This is a genomic window from Pseudarthrobacter sp. CC4 (genome assembly GCF_048957775.1).
Classification (GTDB): Bacteria; Actinomycetota; Actinomycetes; order Actinomycetales; family Micrococcaceae; genus Arthrobacter.
Window position 1 is genome coordinate 1 of the sequence record NZ_JARCCZ010000039.1, and the last position, 19100, is coordinate 19100.

At 67.0% G+C, this 19100-nt stretch carries 17 protein-coding genes; 5 read left to right on the top strand and 12 right to left on the bottom strand.

Features of this window, described 5'->3' with window-relative positions; all coding sequences use genetic code 11:
* Positions 1 to 69: 69 nt before the first annotated feature.
* Positions 70 to 831 (bottom strand): SGNH/GDSL hydrolase family protein, encoded by a 762-nt coding sequence (locus tag PV768_RS20075; RefSeq protein ID WP_421093999.1) that lies wholly within the window; start codon positions 829 to 831, stop codon positions 70 to 72.
* Between the two features lie 52 nt (positions 832 to 883).
* Positions 884 to 1363 (bottom strand): MarR family winged helix-turn-helix transcriptional regulator, encoded by a 480-nt coding sequence (locus tag PV768_RS20080; protein ID WP_104999378.1) that lies wholly within the window; start codon positions 1361 to 1363, stop codon positions 884 to 886.
* 70 nt (positions 1364 to 1433) lie between these two features.
* Between PV768_RS20080 and PV768_RS20085 the strand changes: the two genes are divergently transcribed.
* Positions 1434 to 1721 (top strand): YciI family protein, encoded by a 288-nt coding sequence (locus PV768_RS20085; protein ID WP_157240408.1) that lies wholly within the window; start codon positions 1434 to 1436, stop codon positions 1719 to 1721.
* A 41-nt stretch (positions 1722 to 1762) separates the two neighbouring features.
* Here PV768_RS20085 and PV768_RS20090 read toward each other — a convergent pair whose 3' ends face one another.
* Entirely contained in the window at positions 1763 to 2608 is an 846-nt protein-coding gene (locus PV768_RS20090) for an SGNH/GDSL hydrolase family protein (RefSeq protein ID WP_421094000.1), read from the bottom strand.
* Positions 2609 to 2948: 340 nt separating this feature from the next.
* On the opposite strand from PV768_RS20090, the gene PV768_RS20095 reads away from it, so the two are divergent.
* A complete protein-coding gene (locus PV768_RS20095; protein WP_421094001.1) occupies positions 2949 to 3899 on the top strand; it encodes a glycoside hydrolase family 16 protein in 951 nt (316 codons plus the stop codon).
* A 22-nt stretch (positions 3900 to 3921) separates the two neighbouring features.
* Here PV768_RS20095 and PV768_RS20100 read toward each other — a convergent pair whose 3' ends face one another.
* The 8 genes from PV768_RS20100 to PV768_RS20135 all read right to left on the bottom strand — a co-directional run bounded on the left by PV768_RS20100 (position 3922) and on the right by PV768_RS20135 (position 15050).
* Complete coding sequence (locus PV768_RS20100; protein ID WP_323058225.1) at positions 3922 to 4977, bottom strand: siderophore-interacting protein; 1056 nt, start codon at positions 4975 to 4977, stop codon at positions 3922 to 3924.
* Positions 4974 to 5789, bottom strand: coding sequence for an ABC transporter ATP-binding protein (locus tag PV768_RS20105; RefSeq protein ID WP_421094002.1), 816 nt, complete (start codon positions 5787 to 5789; stop codon positions 4974 to 4976). The genes PV768_RS20100 and PV768_RS20105 overlap by 4 nt, the downstream gene beginning before the upstream one ends.
* Before the next feature lies 1 nt (position 5790).
* The gene (locus PV768_RS20110) at positions 5791 to 6834 is read right to left on the bottom strand and encodes a FecCD family ABC transporter permease (RefSeq protein WP_416235572.1); all 1044 of its coding nucleotides are present in this window, start codon (positions 6832 to 6834) and stop codon (positions 5791 to 5793) included.
* A gap of 65 nt (positions 6835 to 6899) precedes the next feature.
* Entirely contained in the window at positions 6900 to 7991 is a 1092-nt protein-coding gene (locus PV768_RS20115) for a FecCD family ABC transporter permease (protein ID WP_421094003.1), read from the bottom strand.
* Positions 7992 to 8016: 25 nt separating this feature from the next.
* Positions 8017 to 9108, bottom strand: coding sequence for an iron-siderophore ABC transporter substrate-binding protein (locus PV768_RS20120; RefSeq protein WP_323058228.1), 1092 nt, complete (start codon positions 9106 to 9108; stop codon positions 8017 to 8019).
* Positions 9109 to 9316: 208 nt separating this feature from the next.
* Positions 9317 to 12796 carry an ATP-binding protein gene (locus tag PV768_RS20125; protein ID WP_421094004.1) on the bottom strand — a complete coding sequence of 1160 codons (3480 nt, stop codon included), beginning with the start codon at positions 12794 to 12796 and terminating at the stop codon, positions 9317 to 9319.
* The gene (locus PV768_RS20130) at positions 12793 to 13599 is read right to left on the bottom strand and encodes a DUF4194 domain-containing protein (RefSeq protein ID WP_157240400.1); all 807 of its coding nucleotides are present in this window, start codon (positions 13597 to 13599) and stop codon (positions 12793 to 12795) included. Before PV768_RS20130 ends, PV768_RS20125 begins: the two co-directional genes overlap by 4 nt.
* Entirely contained in the window at positions 13596 to 15050 is a 1455-nt protein-coding gene (locus PV768_RS20135; RefSeq protein ID WP_323058231.1) for a DUF3375 family protein, read from the bottom strand. Before PV768_RS20135 ends, PV768_RS20130 begins: the two co-directional genes overlap by 4 nt.
* Before the next feature lie 229 nt (positions 15051 to 15279).
* Between PV768_RS20135 and PV768_RS20140 the strand changes: the two genes are divergently transcribed.
* The 3 genes from PV768_RS20140 to PV768_RS20150 all read left to right on the top strand — a co-directional run bounded on the left by PV768_RS20140 (position 15280) and on the right by PV768_RS20150 (position 18594).
* Positions 15280 to 15582 (top strand): hypothetical protein, encoded by a 303-nt coding sequence (locus PV768_RS20140; protein WP_323058232.1) that lies wholly within the window; start codon positions 15280 to 15282, stop codon positions 15580 to 15582.
* 62 nt (positions 15583 to 15644) lie between these two features.
* Positions 15645 to 17690 (top strand): acyl-CoA dehydrogenase family protein, encoded by a 2046-nt coding sequence (locus PV768_RS20145; RefSeq protein WP_421094005.1) that lies wholly within the window; start codon positions 15645 to 15647, stop codon positions 17688 to 17690.
* Between the two features lie 64 nt (positions 17691 to 17754).
* A complete protein-coding gene (locus PV768_RS20150) occupies positions 17755 to 18594 on the top strand; it encodes a YrzE family protein (RefSeq protein ID WP_421094006.1) in 840 nt (279 codons plus the stop codon).
* Here PV768_RS20150 and PV768_RS20155 read toward each other — a convergent pair whose 3' ends face one another.
* The gene (locus PV768_RS20155) at positions 18595 to 18993 is read right to left on the bottom strand and encodes a YchJ family protein (protein WP_421094007.1); all 399 of its coding nucleotides are present in this window, start codon (positions 18991 to 18993) and stop codon (positions 18595 to 18597) included.
* Positions 18994 to 19100 lie beyond the last annotated feature (107 nt).

Here is a 19100-nt window from a genome sequence, read left to right on the forward strand (position 1 = left end):
ATGAGCGGCCCCCGGAACCACAATCCAGGAGCCGCTCACCTACGCGCTATTGACAACCAAACCTACATATCAGAGGTGCGTGAGCTGTGGGTACCTCGGCCCAAGGCCGTCCCCGGACGACTTCCCGGTGACCCGGCGGACCACCCACGGCCCGGCATACTCGCGGAACCACCGGGCGTTGGCCCGGACGGCGTCCAGCCCGCTGAGTTCGGGGACGGGCGTCATGGGCGGGATGTCGATGGAGTGGTCGTGCTCCAGGACGTCCAGCACCCGCTTGGCCATGTTGGCGTGCCCGGCAGCGGACATGTGCATCCGGTCCTGCGCCCACATGCCCCAGTCGTAGTACTCGCTGAAGCGCCAGTAGTCCACCAGCAGCGCGCCGTGGTCGCCGGCGATGCCGCGGACCAGTTCGTTGTAGATGGCCGTGCGCCCACGCATGGTGCTGAACACCTTCGAGCCACGCGCGTCGAATCCCGTGAACATCACCACGGCGGCACCGGTGGCACGCAGCTTGGCGATGGCGTCGTCGTACTCCACCAAAAGGTCATCGATGTCGATCCTGGGGCGCAGGATGTCGTTGGCCCCCGCGTAGATGCTCACCAGCGTGGGTTTAAGTTCGACGGCGGCGTCCACCTGCTCAGCCAGGATGTGGCGGAGCTTCCTCCCGCGGATGGCGAGGTTGGCATAGCCGAAGGCGGGGTCAGCGGCTCCCAGCTGTTCGGCCACGCGGTCCGCCCAGCCGCGGACACCGTTGGGGCGGGTGGAATCGTCGTCGCCCACACCCTCCGTGAAGGAGTCGCCAAGGGCAACGAACCGGGTTGTGAAATCCATTCGGATAGTTTGCCATCAGTTGTTGGAAGCAACCAACCGCGGGCGCGGGACCCTAGTTTTCCCTCAGGATCCAGTGGTCCGCGTCCAGCCGGCCCACTACCTTTTCGCCGATCCGGGCCAGGTCAAGGACGTCCTGCTCGGTGAGGGCATCAAGGAACAGGTCACGGACGTCCTCCACATGGCCGGGTGCAAGGCCCACGATGGTTGCCATCCCCTCGTCGGTGAGGTGGGCGGTGGTGACCCGGGCATCATGGGGATGCGGCCGCCGCTCCACCCAGCCGCGCTTCTGCAGCTTGGTCACCACGTGCGAGAGCCGGGACAACGACGCGCTGCTGCGGGCAGCGAGTTCGCTCATGGGCAAGAACCTGCCTTCCGCCTCGGAGAGCATGGCCAGGACGGTGTAGTCGAAAAGCGAAAGCTTTCCCGCTGTGTGGAGCTTGGTGTCCAAGGCCGCAGGCAGGAGGGTATTGATGCTCACCAGGGCCAGCCAGGCTCGGCGTTCGTCGGCGTTGAGCCAGCGCGGTTCGGTCATTCCCTCATTCTACGAGAGCGGCCTGGTTGATCCTTCAAGTAGGTCCTGTGGCGGCCGGTAGGCTGGGGCCATGTATGTTGTCTCCCTGAGTTACCGGGTTCCGCAGGACATCGTGGACTTCCACAATGAGGGCCACATTTCCTGGCTGCAGAAGGCCTTTGATGACGGAGTCTTTATTGCCGCAGGCCGCAAGGTGCCGCGGACGGGCGGCCTGCTGCTCTCCCAGGCGGACCGCGCCACCCTCGATGCCTGCCTGAAGCAGGACCCGTTCTACACGAACGGCGTTGCGGACTTCGAAGTCATGGAGTTCCACGCCGCAAGGGTGGCGCCGGGCTACGAAATCCTCCTGGACAGCTAAATCTGCCGGACAGCTGAGGCCTAAGGCTCAGGCCGGGGACGCTAGTTGGCTTCACTGAAGTAGGACTTCGCCGCCAGCTTCTTCAGCCCGCCTTTCCGCGGCACCTTCACCGGTTCCGGCCACCGCGGGGTGAGCTCGTCCCCCAGGGTGACGCCGCGAAGTTTGCGGCCGAAGAGCGGCAGTACCCAGTCGTGGATCCAGCGCCGCTGCTGCCGCTCCCACTCCCGCAGGCTGGGCCGTAAGGGCGGTTCCCAGTCCTTGGGCGTGATCTTGTGGGGCACGCCCAGCCGGTCCAGCACCTGCCCTGCCAGGTATTTGTGCCCGGCCTTGGACATGTGGAGCCGGTCCGAGTCCCACATCCTCCGGTCATGGAAGGCATCGAGGGACCAGTAATCCACCAGGACTGCGCCATATTGTGCCGCAATCGCCCGAACCCGCTGGTTGTAGAAGGTGTTGCGCTTCTTCAGCGGTTCCAACAGCGCTGAGACCTTGACGTCGAAACCGGTAAAGAGCACCAAGGTAGCTCCGGTCTCCGCCAGCTGTGCCACGAAGTTTTCATAGTCGGCCATGAGGGCCACCATGTCCGTCTTCAGGTCCAGGATGTCATTGCCGCCCGCGTACAGCGTTACCAGGGCGGGCTTCATTGCCAGTGCCGGTTCCAGCTGCTCGTTGATGATCTGCCGGAGGCGTTTGCTCCGGATGGCCAGGTTCGCGTACCGCCAACCCGGCTGGGCCTTGGCCAGTTTCTCCGCAACCCGGTCTGCCCAGCCCCGGACCCCGTTGGGCAGCCGCTCATCCCGGTCCCCGACGCCCTCGGTAAACGAATCGCCCAAAGCAACGAATACCCGCCGGCCCTCCAGCTCCGGAAGCAAAGGATTAGCACCCATCCGACGAAAGTAACCGCCCAAAGAGACGCCAAGGTAAACGGACAGCAACAGGATGTGCAGAAGGGCGACAGCTGCCGGCAGGGTCCGCGAGCCGGGCCAGATCGGCCCGATCAGCAGCTACTTGGTCCTTGTCGCATTTTTGCGACCGATGGTCACGATCAGGTAACGTGGGCGGCTGGCCCCAATGCAGGGCCCCGGGCGCCCGATCACTGGACCCCGCTGCGCCCCTTCGGCGCCTGCTAGCTCTGGCCCCGCCAAAGGGGGCCCAAAGATGCTTTCCGCACTCGTCAACGTCTCAAGTGCATCAGTCGTTTCTTCCTGCCCTAAGCCCGGAGGTATCTTGTTCAAGAAAATAGCCATCGTTATGACCATGGGTGCTTTGTCCCTGACAGGATGCGGCCCGGCCCCTACGACCAACGGGGCGGCTGACCCATCCTCGGCCGACGGCGCGTCCGCGCCTGCCACTCCAGGCCCCACTGACACGGCCACAGCATCTCCGGCGGCCACGGCTTCGAGCAGCCAGACTCCAGCTGCGGAGGAGGCAACCGAGGCGACACCGGTCACTTCTGCGCCGGCGCCTGCCGCGGCACCCGCGCCTGCGGCTGCGGCCGCCCAGCCGGTCAGCCAGGCTCTCGCGACGACGGGTGACGGTGCGCAGGCAGCTACCGCCTTCGGTTGGGGCCCGGTCCTGACGGGCGACGAATTCTCCTACACCGGAGCACCGGACCGGACGAAATGGAGTGTCTATAACAGTGCAGGGCATGCAGGCAAAGGCCTGCGCAGCCCCCAGGCCTGGTCCGTTGCCAACGGCGTAGCCACCGTTAGCGGAGACGCAGCCGGCACCACTGGAGGCATGTCGGCAAAGTTCGCGGAGCAAAGGTATGGCCGTTGGGAAACGCGCATGAAAACCAATGCGCGGGACCCGAAATACCACCCGGTCCTGATCCTCAACAACAACAGTGCCCCGAACTGCGCCGAGATCGATTATGCCGAGGGCAGCTCAGTCACCTCCGTCATGAGGTTCTTCCTGCACTACGCCTGTGGTGGAGCGGATTTCCAGACCACAGCGGCGACGCCTGTCGATGGCACGCAGTGGCACAACTACGCGGTGGAGTGGACCCCGGACGGCATCAGCGGATACGTCGACGGAGTGAAGACCTTCACGGACACGAACCCGGCGCACCAGCCCTCTACCGTAATGAAGCAGACAGTGCAGCTGGATTGGTTCCCGGACGGCTCCGCCACCAAGCCATCGCAGATGCAGGTCGATTGGGTCCGCGTCTACAAGTAAGGAAGCCCTTTTCCGGCTGAGGCTACAGCTCGGCCTTGCCCTGGCGCCAGTAGCCCATGAACGCGACCTGTTTCCGGTCGATTCCGACGTCCCGGACCAGGTAGCGGCGCATGTCCTTGATGACTGCGGCTTCCCCGGCGATCCAGGCGTAGAAGGGCATGGCGCCGGCCGGTCTGTCGGGGTTCTTGCTCGCCTGGATGTCCGAAGTCTCCATCCGCGCGGGGGTCTCCCAGAGGATGTCCACATCCACGTTGACGTCTTCGGGCTCCGGGCCGGCGCCGCCGTCGGACGCTTTGATGCCAACCCAGCCGGGCTCAGGAACCGCCGAACGCACTGCCTGCTGGAGCAGCTCGCCGTGCGGGCGGGAGCGGCCGATCGAGGCGCCCCGGGCCAGCCAGGTGATTTCGATGTCGGCCGGCGAGGTCAGTTCGAGGAAGTCGCCGGCTTCGGGAACTTCCAGGAAGGCGTGCCCGGTCATGTATTCCGGCAGGCTTTCCAGGATGGCGGAGATGGCCGGGACGGCTGTTTCGTCGCCGGCCAGCAGGATGCGCTGCGCCAGTCCGGGGCGCCATTCGATGCCTGAGTAGGTCTCGGCGGTGACGCAGTGCGCGGCCCTGTTGTTGGGCCCGATGATGGTGATGGCGTCGCCCGGCTTCGCGTTGAGGGCCCAGTTGGCGGCCGGCCCGCCGTTGCCACAGTGGTCAAAGTGCATCACGAAGTCGACGTCGATTTCCGGATACACAGCGTCGAGGCGCGACTGCCGGACCGTGTAGGTCCGCATCGAGCCCCGGACGGCAGGATCCATGGCGAGCCATTCGCGGTACCAGCCGGAGGAGCTCATTTCGAACACCGGGAGGGGCAGCGGGCTGCCGTCCGCCGCGAGGGACGGGATCATGAGCTTGATCCGGAGGTCCAGGGTGTCGCCGTGGACGCCGAAATCCCGCAGCGAGTACCCGCCGAACGTGATCCTGCGGAAGTTGGGGCTCAATTCCTGGACCGATGTCACGGTGACTTCGAACGCCAGGGTCATGGGCTCGGTGTTCATCGTCTTTGCAGCGGCAGTTTCCCGGGTTTTCATGAAACGAGCTCCAGTTCGTTGGCGGGGACGTGGTGGCGGCCGATGGGAATGACCAGGGGTGTTCCGGAAAGGGGATCGGGGATAACGCGGGACTCGAGGCCAAAGACATTGCGGACCAGGCCCTCCGTGACCACCTCGGCGGGGGAACCGACGGCCACCACGGCCCCGCCCTTCATGGCGATAACGGTGTCCGCGTACCGGGCGGCCAGGTTCAGGTCATGCAGGACGATGGCCACGGTGGTGCCCCGCTGCCGGTTCAGGTCCGTCACGAGGTCCAGGACCTCCACCTGGTGCGCGAGGTCCAGGTAGGTGGTGGGCTCGTCCAGGAGCAGCACGTCGGTTTCCTGCGCTAAAGCCATGGCGATCCATACCCGCTGCCGCTGTCCGCCGGAGAGTTCGTCCACGTTCCGCCCGGCGAGGGCCAGCGTCTCGGTGGCTTCCAGTGCGCGCTGCACCGCAGCCTCATCCTGCGGGCTCCAGCTCCGGAAGAAGCCCTGGTGCGGATAGCGTCCGCGGCCCACCAGGTCCCTCACGGTGATGCCGTCCGGGGCTGTGGGGTGCTGCGGGAGGAGGCCCAGGGTGCGGGCCAGTTGACGGGCGGGCAGCGAGTGGATGTCTTTGCCGTCCAGGGCGACGGTGCCGGCCGCAGGTTTGAGGAGCCGGGACAGGCCTCGGAGGAGGGTGGACTTCCCGCAGGCGTTGGCACCCACGATCATGGTCACCTTGCCTTCCGGGATTTCGGCGTTGAGCCCGTCCACCACGCAGCGCTGGTCATATTTCAGCGTCAGGTCCTTGGCGTTGAGAACTGCCACGTCAGGCTTCCTTTCGGTTGGCCGTGACCAGGAGCCACAGCAGGAACGGGGCACCGAGCGCACCGGTGATGACGCCCACCGGCAGGACGGTGCCGTCCAGCAGCAGGGGTGCAAGGTTGGCGGCGAGGTAGTCCGCCGCGAGGACAATGAGGGCGCCCACCAGGGCCGACGCCGGGAGGCTGGCCTTGCCGGTGAAGCGCCGGGCGATGGGCCCGGCCAGGAAGGCGACGAACGAGACGGGCCCCGCAGCCGCCGTCGCCACTGCCGCGAGCGAGACAGCGATGGTGACCAGCGCGAGGCGGGTGGCACCCACGCGGATGCCCAGGCCGGCGGCGGCATCGGGGCCGAGCTCCAGGATGCGCAGCGGCCCGGCGATGGCTGCAACGGCGGGAATAAGGACGGCGAGGGCAAGGGCCAGCACCCCGGCCCGGTCCCAGCTGGCGGAGTTCAGGGAGCCGTTGAGCCAGACGAGGGCATCCGCTGCGGTGCGGATGTCTGCGCGGGTCATCAGGAAGCTCACCACGGCATGCAGCGCGGCGGCGATGCCCACACCCGCCAGGATGAGCCGGTTTCCGGCGGCATCACCGCGGCCGGTTCCGCCCATGGTGCCGCTGGAGATGGCGTAGATCAGCGCCGCGACGCCGAGCGCGCCGGCAAGCGCTGCCCCGGAAACCACGGCACCGGACGCACCGAAAATGACGATGGCGGCCACCGCGGCGGCGCTGGCGCCGTAGCTGATGCCGATGACGTCCGGGCTGGCCAGCGGGTTGCGCAGCATGGTCTGGAACAGGGCACCGGCCAGGCCGAACGCCAGGCCCACCATGGTGCCGAGGACCGCCCGCGGCAGCTTGTTCTCCATCACGATGAAGCTGGCGCCGGGGACCTTTTCCCCGCCTGTCAGGTGCCCGATGAGGATTTTGAAGAAGTCCGGGATGGTCACGGTGTAGCTGCCCAGCAGCACGGACACTGCGAACAGGATTACGACGGCGGCGGCGAGGACGGCGGTCCGGTTCACCCGCAGCCGTCCCCGGCGTTGCCCTGTCAGTCCTGGTCCCTTAAGGCCGGTTGTCGGAGCCGTATCTGACAGGTCGACGGGGGTTTTGGTGATGCTCACAGTCCGGCCCCCTTGCCGCGGCGAATCAGCCAGACGAAGACGGGCGCGCCGACGAGGGCGGTCATGATGCCGGCCGGGACTTCGCCGGGCAGGAGGACCACGCGGCCGATGATGTCGGCCCCCAGCAGCAGCGCCGGCGCAAGGACCAGGGAGAACGGCAGGATCCAGCGGTAGTCGGGGCCGGTGAGGAAGCGGACCGCATGCGGGATGACCAGGCCCACGAAGGCGACGGGTCCGGCAAGGGCAGTGGCGGAGCCGCACAGCAGCACGATGCCGAGGGCCGTGACGGCCCTTGCCGGTCCCACGCGCTGGCCGAGGCCGCGGGCAATGTCGTCGCCGAGGGCCAGGCTGTTGAGGATGCGGCCGGTCAGCAGCACAATGAGCGCCCCCGCGGCAAGGAATGGAAGTCCGGAGAGCACCGCGGACCAGTCGCGCCCGGCGATGCCGCCCACCTGCCAGAAGCGGAACCGGTCCAAAGTGTCCTGGCTGGAGACCAGGATGACGTTCATCAGCGAGTACAGGCCGGCATTCAATGCCGCGCCTGCCAGGGCGAGCTTCACCGGGGTGGCGCCGTCCCGGCCCAGGGAAGCAATGAGGTACACCACGACGGCGGCGGCTGCTGCCCCGACGAAGGCGAACCAGATGTAGCCGGAGAGGGATCCGACGCCGAAAACATAGATGCCGGTGACCACGGCCAGAGCCGCGCCGGCGTTAACACCCAAAATGCCCGGGTCCGCGAGCGGGTTGCGGGCCACGCCCTGCATGGCTGCGCCCGCAAGGCCCAGCGCACCGCCGGCCAGCAGGCCAAGGACGGTGCGGGGAATGCGGGCGTGGACCACGGCGTGGTCGCCGTTGGCGGGATCAAACGAGGTGAGCGCCTGCCACACGGTGGCGAGGGGAAGGCCCCGCGCGCCAATGGCCAGGGAGGCCCCGGCCAGCAGCGCCAGTACAACGACGGCGGCCAGCAGCCAGGCGGCGCGCGGCCCTCCAAACGTGCGGCCGGGGGCATGTACTGCAGGCCCCGTGCCCGGCACGAAGGTGCCGGGCACCGGCTCCTGGCGGGCCGCCGTCGTCGTACTGTCCGTCATTTATCTGTTCCTACCTGAGCGGTGCTTACTTCACAGCATCCGCTGCGGTGGCCAGCTGGGGCAGGAACGTATCCAGCGACCACGGCAGGCTCAGCGGGGAGGAAGCGGAGATGGACAGCGTCAGTGTGTTGTCCGAATCAGCAACCAGGGCGCCGTTCTTGATGGCCGGGATCTGGCTCAGCAGGGGATCTGACTTGATGGAGTCAGCGGTGGCTGCATCCGGCACCCAGGTCACGAAGATGTCCGATTCGAGCTCATTGGCCTTTTCAGCCGACCAGGGGAGGAAGAACTCCTTGGAACCCTTGGACTTCTCCTCAACGATCGGGGCCAGCTTCATGCCGATCCCGCTGAGGAAGCGCGGGCGGTTGTCCATGGCGGTGTAGACGTTGACGCCGTCGCCCTTGGCCGGCTCGAGGTTGCCGTAGATGAAGCTCTTGCCGGCCAGCTGCGGGTACTCGGCAACCTTGTCCTTGATGGCGGCCTCGGTGTCGGAAATCAGCTTGGTTGCCTCGGCGTCCTTGCCAAGTGCCTTGCCGATGATGGAGGTGGAGTCCTGCCAGGAAGTTCCGTATGCGAGTTCCGGATGGGCCACAACCGGGGCGATCTCGCTCAGTTTCTTGTAGTCCTCCTCGGTGAGGCCGGAGTAGGCGGCCAGGATGACGTCCGGGGTGAGCTTGGCGATCTCGGTGAAGTTGATGCCGTCCGCCTCGGAGTACTGGACCGGGGCCTTGTCCGAGCCGAAGCCGGCGCCAAGCTCCTCCAGGGCTGCGTCCTTCCAGGGCGTGGAGCCCTGCTCGTTGCCGCCCCATTCGTTCTTGGGAACGCCCACCGGGACAACGCCCAGGGCAATGGCTACATCGTCATTGACCCAGGAAACGGTGGCTACCCGGGTGGGCTGCTTCTCGATGGTGGTCTTGCCGTACACGTGCTCGATGGTGACGGGGAACTGCGCACTGCTGGAGCTGGATGCCCCGGCGTCCGGGGTGGAGGACGCGGGGCCTGTTGAGCAGGCGGAGAGGGTAAGTGCCGCTGCGGCCAGGACAGCGGTGGCCTTGCCGGCTGACTTGAACAGCGTGCGGCGGGTGGTGCCGGGCCCGGAGAAGAGGGGGGAAGTCACAGAACTCCTTAAGTGAATGAAGCGAACTTAAGTAAGGCTAACCTACCCTTTTCGCCATTACGCAAGGTTTCTGTAACTTATTCCCCTTCGTGACGAAGCACACACCCCCGCCGACGCTCTCTCACTTAATGCAGGAAGAACCCAAACCCTCTATCACCGGGTGATGGAGGGTTTGGGGAAAAGGCACATTAAGTGAGAGAGCGTGCCGTCAGCGCAGGACGATGTCCACCGGGTTCGCTTCGGAGCGCCAGGCGCCTTCTTCGCCCGGCCGCGGTTTGATGACAGGCGCCGTGAGCACGCCGGAGCGGTTGGTGCGCTTGTCGCGGAGGATTTCGGTGACGGAACCGAGGTGCCGGGAGAGGTCGATGACGTTCTCCGGCGCAGCCAGCAGCAGCTGGAACCCGAACTCGTGCAGCGCCTTGATCCCGGCGCCCGCAAACTCCTCGGACGCCAGCACGAATGCCTCGTCCATCATCACGGTGCCGTAGGTGGTGAAACCCTGCTCGGCGATGCCCAGCTGGTAGCTCAGGGCCGCGGCCATGATGAAGGCCGTGAAACGCTGCCGTTCACCGCCGGACATGGATCCGGTGTCCGCGTGCATGAAGACCTCGGACTTTTTGGCGCCGCCCTTTTTGCCCGACGCCGGCCCTGCAACCTCGCGGTGTTCCTTGCACTGGATGAACAGGTGGCCGCGCACGTCCAGCACCTCGGCCCGCCAGCGCCTGTCCTCGGGCGCGTGTGAGCCCAGCCGCTTCACCAGGGTTTCCAGGGACTTGTAGCGGGCGGTGAGCTCGGCGTCGTCGTCCCTCTCCTGGCCCTGGCCCTCCGCCTTGGAGGCGTCCGCGCGGGCGGGCCGGGTGTGGCGCGCCCGGAGCGCGCTCTGGATGGCGTCCTTGAACTGTTTGGCAGTGGGCGGCAGCGTCTGCTTGATGTCCAGCTCCAGGAAGCTGCCCTCGTGGAAGTTGACCTGCGAGAGGATGCCGTTCAGCGGAAGGATGCGGCTGCTGATGGAGCGGCGTTCCTCGTCCAGCAGGTGCAGGAGGGTGCTGAAGGATTCGTGCGTGCGCTGGTTGAAGAACTGCCGGAATTCCGCCTCCTGGGCGGGCAGCCCGTCGCTCACGATCGCGTGGTAGCGGGTCTCGAACTCACCCGCGGCGCCAATGGAGGTGCCATGGTCCGCGGAGATGGCGCTCCCCCACTCCCGGACGAACCCCTCGAAAATCCTCGTGAGCCGCTCGGCCGTCGCCTGCCCGCGCGACTCCGCTGCGTGCAGTTCCCCCAGCAGTCCGGTCCGCACCCGGTTGGCCAGGTTGTCCAGCTCGTGCATCTCAGTAACGTCGCCGAAGCCGGCAAAGTACGGTTCCAGCGCGCTGACGGTAGCGTCCGACGGCGGCGCCTGGGCCAGGCGGTTGCGTGCGGCTTCCAGCAGTGAATCCGCCGCGGTCAGCTGCCGGTCCAGCGACTTGTATTCGCTTTGCAGGACGGCGGCGGCCTCGGTGCTGGACTGGTGCTTCTGCCGCACTTCTTCGATGGCCGCGCGGAGGGGCTCGAGGTCCGCCTGGGCGGCCAGCGCATCCTTGAGGCGCTGTTCGATCCGGGCAAGCTCCTCGGCAGCAACCTCCGCCGAAACCTGTTCCCACGAACGGTGGTCCTCCGCGATCCGGCGCAGGGCCTCCAGCTGCCGGCTCATGCCCTGGTGCGAGTCTTCCCGGCTTTGCGCCAGCTCAGCCGCCTTGGCAACCTCCTGCCGCAGGTCCTCCACCTGGCCGGCCACGAGTTCCAGCTTGGCGGCATTGTCGAACCCGAGGACGTAGTCCTGCCGGCTGGTGAAGCGGTCGTCCTTTTCCACCGTGTGGCGGTTGCGCTTCACCACGCCGCCCAGGCTGAGGCCACGGTCCAGCCCGGCGAGCTCGTCCGGATCCTCTACGCAGGGATAGGCGAAATCCAGCGCGATCCGCTCACGAATCCAGGAACCTGCCTCGGCCGCGACGCCCGTGGTGAGGATGTCCAGCTTGGTGAGCAGGTCGCCGTCGTGGACGTCCTCCAGCGCCAGCGCACCGCCGGAGAGCGGCTTGGACACGTCAACTGCGCGCAATGCCCCGCGCACGTTGTGGTCGTTGAGGTAGCGGGTCACGGCAGCGAAGTGGGCACCGGGCACCAGGAGCGTGGTGGCGAGGTTGCGGAGCGCGCGCTCGGCGGCGGGGCGCCATTTTTCCTCCCCCTCGGCAAGGTCCATCAGCTCGCCGGCGAACGGCATCCGGTCCTCGGGTATGCCGGTGGCGGCAGCGATCGCTGCGCGGTTTTCAATGCTCGACGGCGGCAGCAGCGACTTGCGCGTCTTCAGCGAGACGAGCTCCTGCTCGGCTGCGGCCAGCTCCCGCTTCTTCGTGGCGTGCGCGTCGAACGCTTCGAAGCGCAGCTCCTGCAGGGCCTGGGAATCGTCCTTGAGCTCTGCCGACCTAGCGGCCGCCTGCTCATGCGCCTGTTCCCAGCCGCCGGAGGTCCACTCCAGCTGCAGGCCGGCGTCGGCCAATGCCTGGCGCGCCGCCTCCTCCACCTGCTCGCGGAGCTTCAGGCCCACGCGCGCGTTCTCCAGCGACTGCTCAATGGCGGAAATCGCGTTGCCGCCCTGGTTGTTGTAGTCCGCCTCCAGCTGGCGCAGCTCCTTGGCCAGCCCGTCCCGGACCGTTCGTTCGGCGCCGAGCTCCTTGGCCTTCGCCTGGGCCAGCTCCTTGAAGCGGAGCAGCGTTTTTTCGTGGACCGTGACGGCCAGCTGCTGCTTGTAGGCCTCGAATTCTTCGCCTGCCAGGTCCCGCAGCCGGTTCGCGTCCAGCAGCGCCTGTGCATACTCCTTGTTGAGCCCGGGAACCGGGGCGAGCTGGTCCCGCTGCTGCCGGACGTCCTCCAGCCGCTGCCGGATGGACATCAGGTTGCTGAATTCCTCCACGACGTCGTCCGCTGCCGCGAGCGTGGCCGGGGCGTCCAGGACCTGGTCGCGGAAGAACGTGTTGACGCTGCCGCCCAGGCCCTTGCCGGCCTGGATCACGCGCAGGAGCGGAAGGGCCTGGTCCGAGTTGATGCCGAGCAGCCGGCGGAACCGTTCCGCAAACGCCTTGTGGACATCGAAAACCTGGGCGTCCGGGAAGATCGCCTCCAGGGCAGCCTTGGTGAACCGTTTGTCCGCGATGCCCTCCAGCGCCTCCAGGTCCAGCGGCTGGTGGTCGACCAGGTAGAACCGTCCCACGCTGGACTCCGTGCCGTTCTTGGGCAGGTCGAACAGCGCAGACACGGTAACCCGCGTGCCGGCGGCGTTGTCGAACGTCAGGGCGACGGCGGACCAGGTGGCACCGGGCCGCTGGAAGGCACTCGCCGAGCCCTCGCCGACGGCCTTGTCGCCCACCTTGCCGCGCATGTACGTAAACGTGGTCCGCTTGTCCTCCACGGCACCGCCGGACCGCTGGGCGGCGGCCTCGTTGGACCTCGGCCGGGCGTCGAAAACCCGCAGCATGGCATCAAACAGCGTCGACTTGCCTACACCTGAGTTGCCGGTCAGCAGCGTGCCGTTCCGGTCCACGTGCATCGTGTGCGCCCCGTGGAACGTGCCCCAGTTGACCACCTGCACCAGGGCAAGGCGCATCTGGCCGGGGTTCGTCAGCTCGCCCATCGGCAGCATGCTCGCGATGCTCACCGGGCATCCTCCACTTCGGTTGCGTCCCCGGTCCCGGCGGGGTCAGCCGCCGGATCCGAGTCCAGCTCTATTAATGCCTCGGTGCCCGCGGGATCTGTGGTCGCCGCCACCAAGGCTTCTATTTGGGCCGGGATGTCGCCGATGTTCTCGAAGGGGAGGGCCAGGGGCAGGGCGTTGGAGATGGTGTAGACGTCCTCCAGGCCCGTGGGCAGGAGTAGCTGGCGGGCGAGGAGCTTGGTGATGGCCCTGTTCACCACGTCCGAATCCCGGAGCGCGTCCTGCTGGCCCGCGGGCTGGTAGTGCGCCACGAGGTCGGCGATCTCCTCGCGCGTGATGGTGGGGTCCGTCTGCGCGGTGACATGCCGGTCCAGCAGCAGGCGCAGGCGGAGAAGCACAATGGTCTCCACCCGGCTGAGCGCACGCTGCTGCCGGAGGATGCTGGAGCGGGCGCTGCCCCCGATCGCGTCCGGGTCCACCGGCCGCAGGACGGCGATCTTCCGTTCGTGGTCCAGTTCCATGGTGAGGAACAGCTCCGACAACCGGCTGCGCAGGATCACCTGATTGTCCAGGAGGACGGTCCAGAGCTTCTCGTCCCGGCCGCCGTCGATATACGGACCCTTGAGGAGCTTCACCAGTGCCTGCCGCACCTTCATGGGGAGAACGCCAGTATCACCCGGGAAGAGGGCCGCACCGTCGACGAACGTATCGCGCGGGGTGACGGCGAAAGGCCGCTCCGCACCGGACGCCGCCCCTTCGCCGCGCTCTGCCTCCGGGGCCGCCGTCGTGGTCATTTCTTCAGTCATCGTGAATCCTTTGGAAGCGTGACCAGCGGCAGGTAGGCCCTGCGTGAGGTTCCGTCTATCTGTTCGAAGTCCAGGGCGTCGAGGGCTTCCTTGTCGAAGCCCGCTCCGGCGTGGAGGGCGTGGGAGAGGAGCGCCCGGATGGTGTTGATGTGCTGCTCTTCCGGGGGCAGCTGCTGCCAGGCTTCGGAAAGCGTGGCGGCGCCAGCGATGGCCGCGCGCACCACCTCGGGCTTGGCCTTGCCGGTCCTCGGCGAGCGCACGCGGTCGGCATCGCTGAAGGCGATGGGGTCCGCAAGTTTGGGCGGAGCGGCGAACTCGTCAGGGTCGAAGAGCTTGACCATGGACAGCGACTCGAACCCGGCGTTGAAGAGGACAGGACCGCGGACCAGGCCCGGGCGTTCCCGTTCGTACGGAAGGGACCGGATGGCCTGCTCGGCTTCCCGGAGGACCTGGCGGAGCCGGACCGACTGTCGGAAGTCGTCGCTTTGCACGTACGTGTTGAGGCTTTCGCTCAGCTTGCCGTAGATCCGCTGGATCTGGCTGTGCTGCTGGCGAAGCTCGGCCACCAGGTTCTTCAGCGTTTCCCGGTCCTCGGGCGAGAGGTCGTCGGCGAATTGCCGGCTGAGGACCTCGCCGATCGCGGACCGGAACCTCAGCTGCTGCTGCGGGTCCTCGAGGAACGCGGTGAAGGAACGGAAGGTCCTGCCCTCGGGGCTCTGGCGGAGGCGCTTGTCCGCTTCCAGGACCTGGGCCATGGTGGCGCCCTTGGTGAGCGACTCCTCGATGATCTGGTTGCGCAGCCCGCCCACCAGTTCCTCGATCCGGTCACGCATCTTTTTGTAGTCGGCCGGCAGGCTCGCGGCGAGGTCCAGGATGTTGCCCGCGGCTTCCACCGCCTGGTCGTCGTCCAGCAGGCCGTCGAACTCGCCGGAGCTGATGTCCTGGATCAGCTGCTGGCGTTCTTCAATCTCCTCTTCCAGCGACTCGAGGCGGGCGCTCTGGTCCGGGTTGGTTTCGTTGGCGAGCTTCTCGACGTCGCCCAGCAGCGTGCCGAGGCGCGACCCGTTGAGGGTGGAGCGTTCGCTGGAGAGGCTGTCCAGGAAGGCGAGCACACGGGCGGCCGGTTCCGTTACCTCGTAAACGATCTGGCCGGACTGGTTCCGCCGCGTCAGGAACTGCCGGCGCGTCCACTCGTCGCCAAAGGACTTTCCGTTGGCGCCGCCGCCCAGCCCGGGATCCTGCCTGCGCAGCTCCTCAAGGAAGGAGTCGACGTCGGCGTGGAACTCCTCGAGCGGAAGCTGGGGGCGGGTGCGGGTGAAGGATGCCTGCAGCACCGCGATCACCCAGGGCGCCGAGCGCGTCAAGGCCCAGGCAGGTCCTTTGGTCAGGAGTTCGAGGTCCCGGAGCCGGGCGCTGATGGCGTCAGCGGATGACCTGGCGGAGCGGGGCACACACTCTCCTTGGGCTGTTTGCGGGGGCGGGGCGGCGGCTTGGATCGAAAACTGCCAACTACAAGGTTAACGCAGGCGCCGCGACCGCTTCGTGACCTACCCGGCCGTAGTGTTTCGATCCCATACCAACAGCTACTTCCGGCCCGGCGGCTATGGCTGGCCGGAGAGGTCCCACCCTACGCTTCTGCTACTGATCTCAACCAAAGCAACGTCGCAGCAGGGGGACTCAATGCACTTCGATCTCAGTTCAGTTGAAACCGCCACCTTGGTCTTCGCGGGCACCCTGGTGTTCGCGGTGGTCCTGGCAGCATTCGTCCTGGCAGCAGGACTGGTTGCCCTGGTGCTGCTGGGGATCGGAAAGCTGGGCTGGACCGTGGTTTCCACCATCCTCCTGGCCGTGGTCCACGGCATCAACGCAGGCTGGGACAGGCTGGTGCACCACGCGGCGACGGTGGATGTTTCCGGGGATTTCCAGGCCCAGCACTCCCCTAGCACCGGAACCTACCCGCGGGTAATCTTGAGGGACAGCTGAAGGGTTCTCCAACCCGGCGGATCCATGGCTACACCCGGCCATTCCGGCCAAGGAGATAACCCATGAGCTCCGCCACTGACAGCACCTCCGCAACAAGCCCCGCCACCGGCCTCCCCGTTTCCACCGCAACGGCAACGGACGCGCACCCCGGGGAGACCCCCGTTCCCGCCGGAAAACTAGGTGCCGGCGCCACAGCCCAGGACGCCCGCGCCGTGGCAGAGGCCGCCCGGGAAACCGGCTGGGAGCGCCCAAGCTTCGCGAAGGGACTCTACCTGGGCAGCTTCGACCTCGGGCTGGTCCACCCTTGGCCCACCCCCGATCCTGCCTCCGTGGAGCGGGGCGAAGCATTCATGGAGCGCCTGACCGGGTTCGCCCGCACCATGGACGGCCGGGTGATCGAGCGCGAGGCCAAGATCCCGGACGAGTACACCCGGGGCCTGGCGGACCTCGGTGTTTTCGGGATGAAGATCCCGGAGGAATACGGCGGCCTGGGGCTCTCCCTGGTTTACTACGGCCGTGCCCTGGCGCTCCTGGGCAGCGTCCATCCAAGCCTCGGCGCCCTCCTCTCGGCCCACCAGTCCATCGGAGTGCCGGAACCGGTCAAGGTTTTCGGAACCCCTGGGCAAAAGCGCGAGTACCTGCCCCGCTGCGCCGCCGGGGCCATCACCGCCTTCCTGCTGACGGAACCGGATGTGGGCAGCGATCCCGCCCGGCTGGGCAGCACGGCGACGCCAACGGACGACGGCGAGGCGTACCTCCTGGACGGCGTCAAGCTGTGGACCACCAACGGGGTGGTTGCGGAACTGGTGGTGGTGATGGCCGTGGTCCCTGCCCACACGGACGCGGACGGCACCGTGCACAAGGGCGGCATCAGCGCGTTCGTGGTGGAGATGGACTCGCCGGGCATCACCGTGGAGAACCGGAATGCGTTCATGGGCCTGCGCGGGATTGAGAACGGCGTCACCCGGTTCCACCAGGTCCGCGTGCCGGCTGCCAACCGGCTGGGGCGCGAAGGCCAGGGCCTGAAGATCGCGCTGACCACGCTCAATACCGGGCGCCTCGCGCTGCCGGCGCTATGCGTCGCCTCCGGCCGGTGGAGCCTGAAGATTGCCCGGGAATGGTCCAACGCCCGCACCCAATGGGGCAGGCCGGTGGGCGAGCACGAGGCCGTGGGCAAGAAGATCGCCTTCATCGCGGCCTCCGCCTTCGCCCTGGATGCGGTGTTCGAACTCTCGGCCGAACTTGCGGACGCCGGCCAAAAGGACGTGCGGATTGAAGCCGCCCTGGCCAAGCTCTGGGCCACTGAAATCAGCTGCCGGATTGCCGACGAACTGGTGCAGATCCGCGGCGGCCGTGGCTTTGAGACCGCCGATTCCCTGGCTGCGCGCGGCGAGCGCGCCGTCCCGGCCGAGCAGCAGCTGAGGGACCTGAGGATCAACCGGATTTTCGAGGGTTCCTCGGAGATCATGCGGCTGCTGATCGCCCGGGAAGCGGTGGACGCCCACCTGGCCGCCGCGGGCGAGCTGGCATCCCTGGACGCAAGCCTGTCCGATAAGGCGAAGGCCGCCGTCGGCGCTTCCGGCTTCTACGCCAAGTGGCTCCCCAAGCTGGTGGCCGGAGCCGGCATGGACCCGCGTTCGTACAGCGACTTCGGCCGGCTGGCCAAGCAGCTGCGGTTCGTGGAGCGCTCGTCCCGGCGCCTTGCACGGCAGACGTTCTACGCCATGGGCCGCTGGCAGGCCAGGCTCGAAAGGAAGCAGGCGTTCCTGGGCAGGGTGGTGGACATCGGCGCCGAGCTGTTCGCCATGACGGCCTGCTGTGCCAGGGCGGAGATGCTGCTCCACACCGCTCCCGAAAAGGCCGCCAGCGCCTACGAGCTCGCTGAGGCGTACTGTGAGCAGGCCAGGGTGCGCGTGGACGAGTACTTCGACCAGCTGTGGCGTAACACGGACGACGGCGACCATGCCCTCACGCGGAAGGTCCTCGCCGGAGATTACACCTGGCTGGAGGAAGGCGTGCTGGACCAGTCTGAAGGAACGGGTCCGTGGATTGCCGACGCCTCTCCCGGCCCCTCCCAAAAGGACAACCTGCACCGCAGATACCGGTAGAACTGCAGGTCACAAAATAGTAAGCATCCTTGCTATCCCTCCGGGCCGATGGTTGAGTTGATCCATGAGCAGCTCAACAGACCCAGACAACCTGCCCCCGAGGCGAGCCCGGGAGGACGCTGACCGGAACCGAAGCCATCGCGGCGATACCGCCGGCGGCGAACCCACGCGCGCCTACCAACAGGTGCCGGCAAGCGATGCAGCCCCCACCTCCGCGTACGACCGCGTGCCCGCGGAACACACAGGACCGGCCGGCGCCCATGCGGAGCGGGACTACGTCCCCACGTCCTCCGCGCCGGCTGTTGATCCGAACCTCACTGACCGGCAGACCGCCGTCGCGCGGGAAAAGGAACGGTTCGGCGGCATCAAGGTGGGCTCCGCGTTCTTCGGCTGGCTCACGGCCACCGGCATGGCCGTCCTGCTGACAGCCCTTGTGGCGGCGGCCGGAACCGCTGTTGGCCTGGCCACCAACACGGATGTCAACGAGGCAGTCAACCAGGCTGCCCGGAACCAGGGCACGGTGGGGCTGGTGGGCATCATTGTCCTGCTGGTCATCCTGTTCCTGTCCTACTACTGCGGCGGCTACGTGGCAGGGCGAATGGCGCGCTTCAACGGCGCCAAGCAGGGCGTCATGGTGTGGATCTGGGCGCTGATCGTGGCAGTACTCGTTTCCATCCTTGGCCTCGTGTTCGGACAGCAGTTCAACGTCCTGGCCAACCTGAACAGCTTCCCGCGCATCCCCGTCAATGAAGGCCAGTTGACCACCACCAGCATCATTGCCGCCGTGGTGGTTGCCTTGGTGGCCCTGGTAGGTGCAGTACTGGGCGGACTCGCGGGCATGCACTTCCACCGGAAGGTGGACCGCGCCGGCTTCACGCCGGACAGCGACTACGACGACGAGTAGTCAGGCCAGCATCTTCCCGTCCAGATAGAGCCACCGCCGATGTTCCCGGATGAACCTGCTGTTCTCATGCAGGACCCCGCGTTCGCCGCCGTGCCGATAGTAGGCCTTGAACTCCACGGTCCCTTCGGTATCCAGCGGCCCGCCCCGGGACGTGGAAAGGATATCCAGGCGCCGCCACTCCATCCCCGGGTCCAGTACCAGCTCCGCCGGCGCTGTCCGGGGATGCCAGGTGCGCCGGAGGTAGTCACCGTCAAGGAGCACGAACGCGCTGTACCGGGAGCGCATCAACTGCTCCGCGGTGGCGGCCTCCGCCGCGCCCCGGTGGAACCGCCCGCAACACTGTCCGTACGGCTCTCCGGACAGGCACATGCAGTTTTCGTGGTCCCTGGACTCGGTCATCCAACCGATGCTGTCACATGGGTAACAGCTTTGCTACAACCAGGGAAGCAGCCGGGCACCCGGCGGCACGGCCCCGCAAAAATCCGTAAGGTGGAGAAGGAGCCGGC

Excerpts from the sequence above, each read along its gene's own strand:
- PV768_RS20155 (WP_421094007.1), bottom strand. The coding sequence starts at position 18,993 with ATGACCGAGTCCAGGGACCACGAAAACTGCATGTGCCTGTCCGGAGAG.
- PV768_RS20140 (WP_323058232.1), top strand. The coding sequence starts at position 15,280 with ATGCACTTCGATCTCAGTTCAGTTGAAACCGCCACCTTGGTCTTCGCG.
- PV768_RS20080 (WP_104999378.1), bottom strand. The coding sequence starts at position 1,363 with ATGACCGAACCGCGCTGGCTCAACGCCGACGAACGCCGAGCCTGGCTG.
- PV768_RS20090 (WP_421094000.1), bottom strand. The coding sequence starts at position 2,608 with ATGGGTGCTAATCCTTTGCTTCCGGAGCTGGAGGGCCGGCGGGTATTC.
- PV768_RS20150 (WP_421094006.1), top strand. The coding sequence starts at position 17,755 with ATGAGCAGCTCAACAGACCCAGACAACCTGCCCCCGAGGCGAGCCCGG.
- PV768_RS20085 (WP_157240408.1), top strand. The coding sequence starts at position 1,434 with ATGTATGTTGTCTCCCTGAGTTACCGGGTTCCGCAGGACATCGTGGAC.
- PV768_RS20145 (WP_421094005.1), top strand. The coding sequence starts at position 15,645 with ATGAGCTCCGCCACTGACAGCACCTCCGCAACAAGCCCCGCCACCGGC.
- PV768_RS20130 (WP_157240400.1), bottom strand. The coding sequence starts at position 13,599 with ATGACTGAAGAAATGACCACGACGGCGGCCCCGGAGGCAGAGCGCGGC.
- PV768_RS20075 (WP_421093999.1), bottom strand. The coding sequence starts at position 831 with ATGGATTTCACAACCCGGTTCGTTGCCCTTGGCGACTCCTTCACGGAG.
- PV768_RS20115 (WP_421094003.1), bottom strand. The coding sequence starts at position 7,991 with ATGACGGACAGTACGACGACGGCGGCCCGCCAGGAGCCGGTGCCCGGC.
- PV768_RS20100 (WP_323058225.1), bottom strand. The coding sequence starts at position 4,977 with ATGAAAACCCGGGAAACTGCCGCTGCAAAGACGATGAACACCGAGCCC.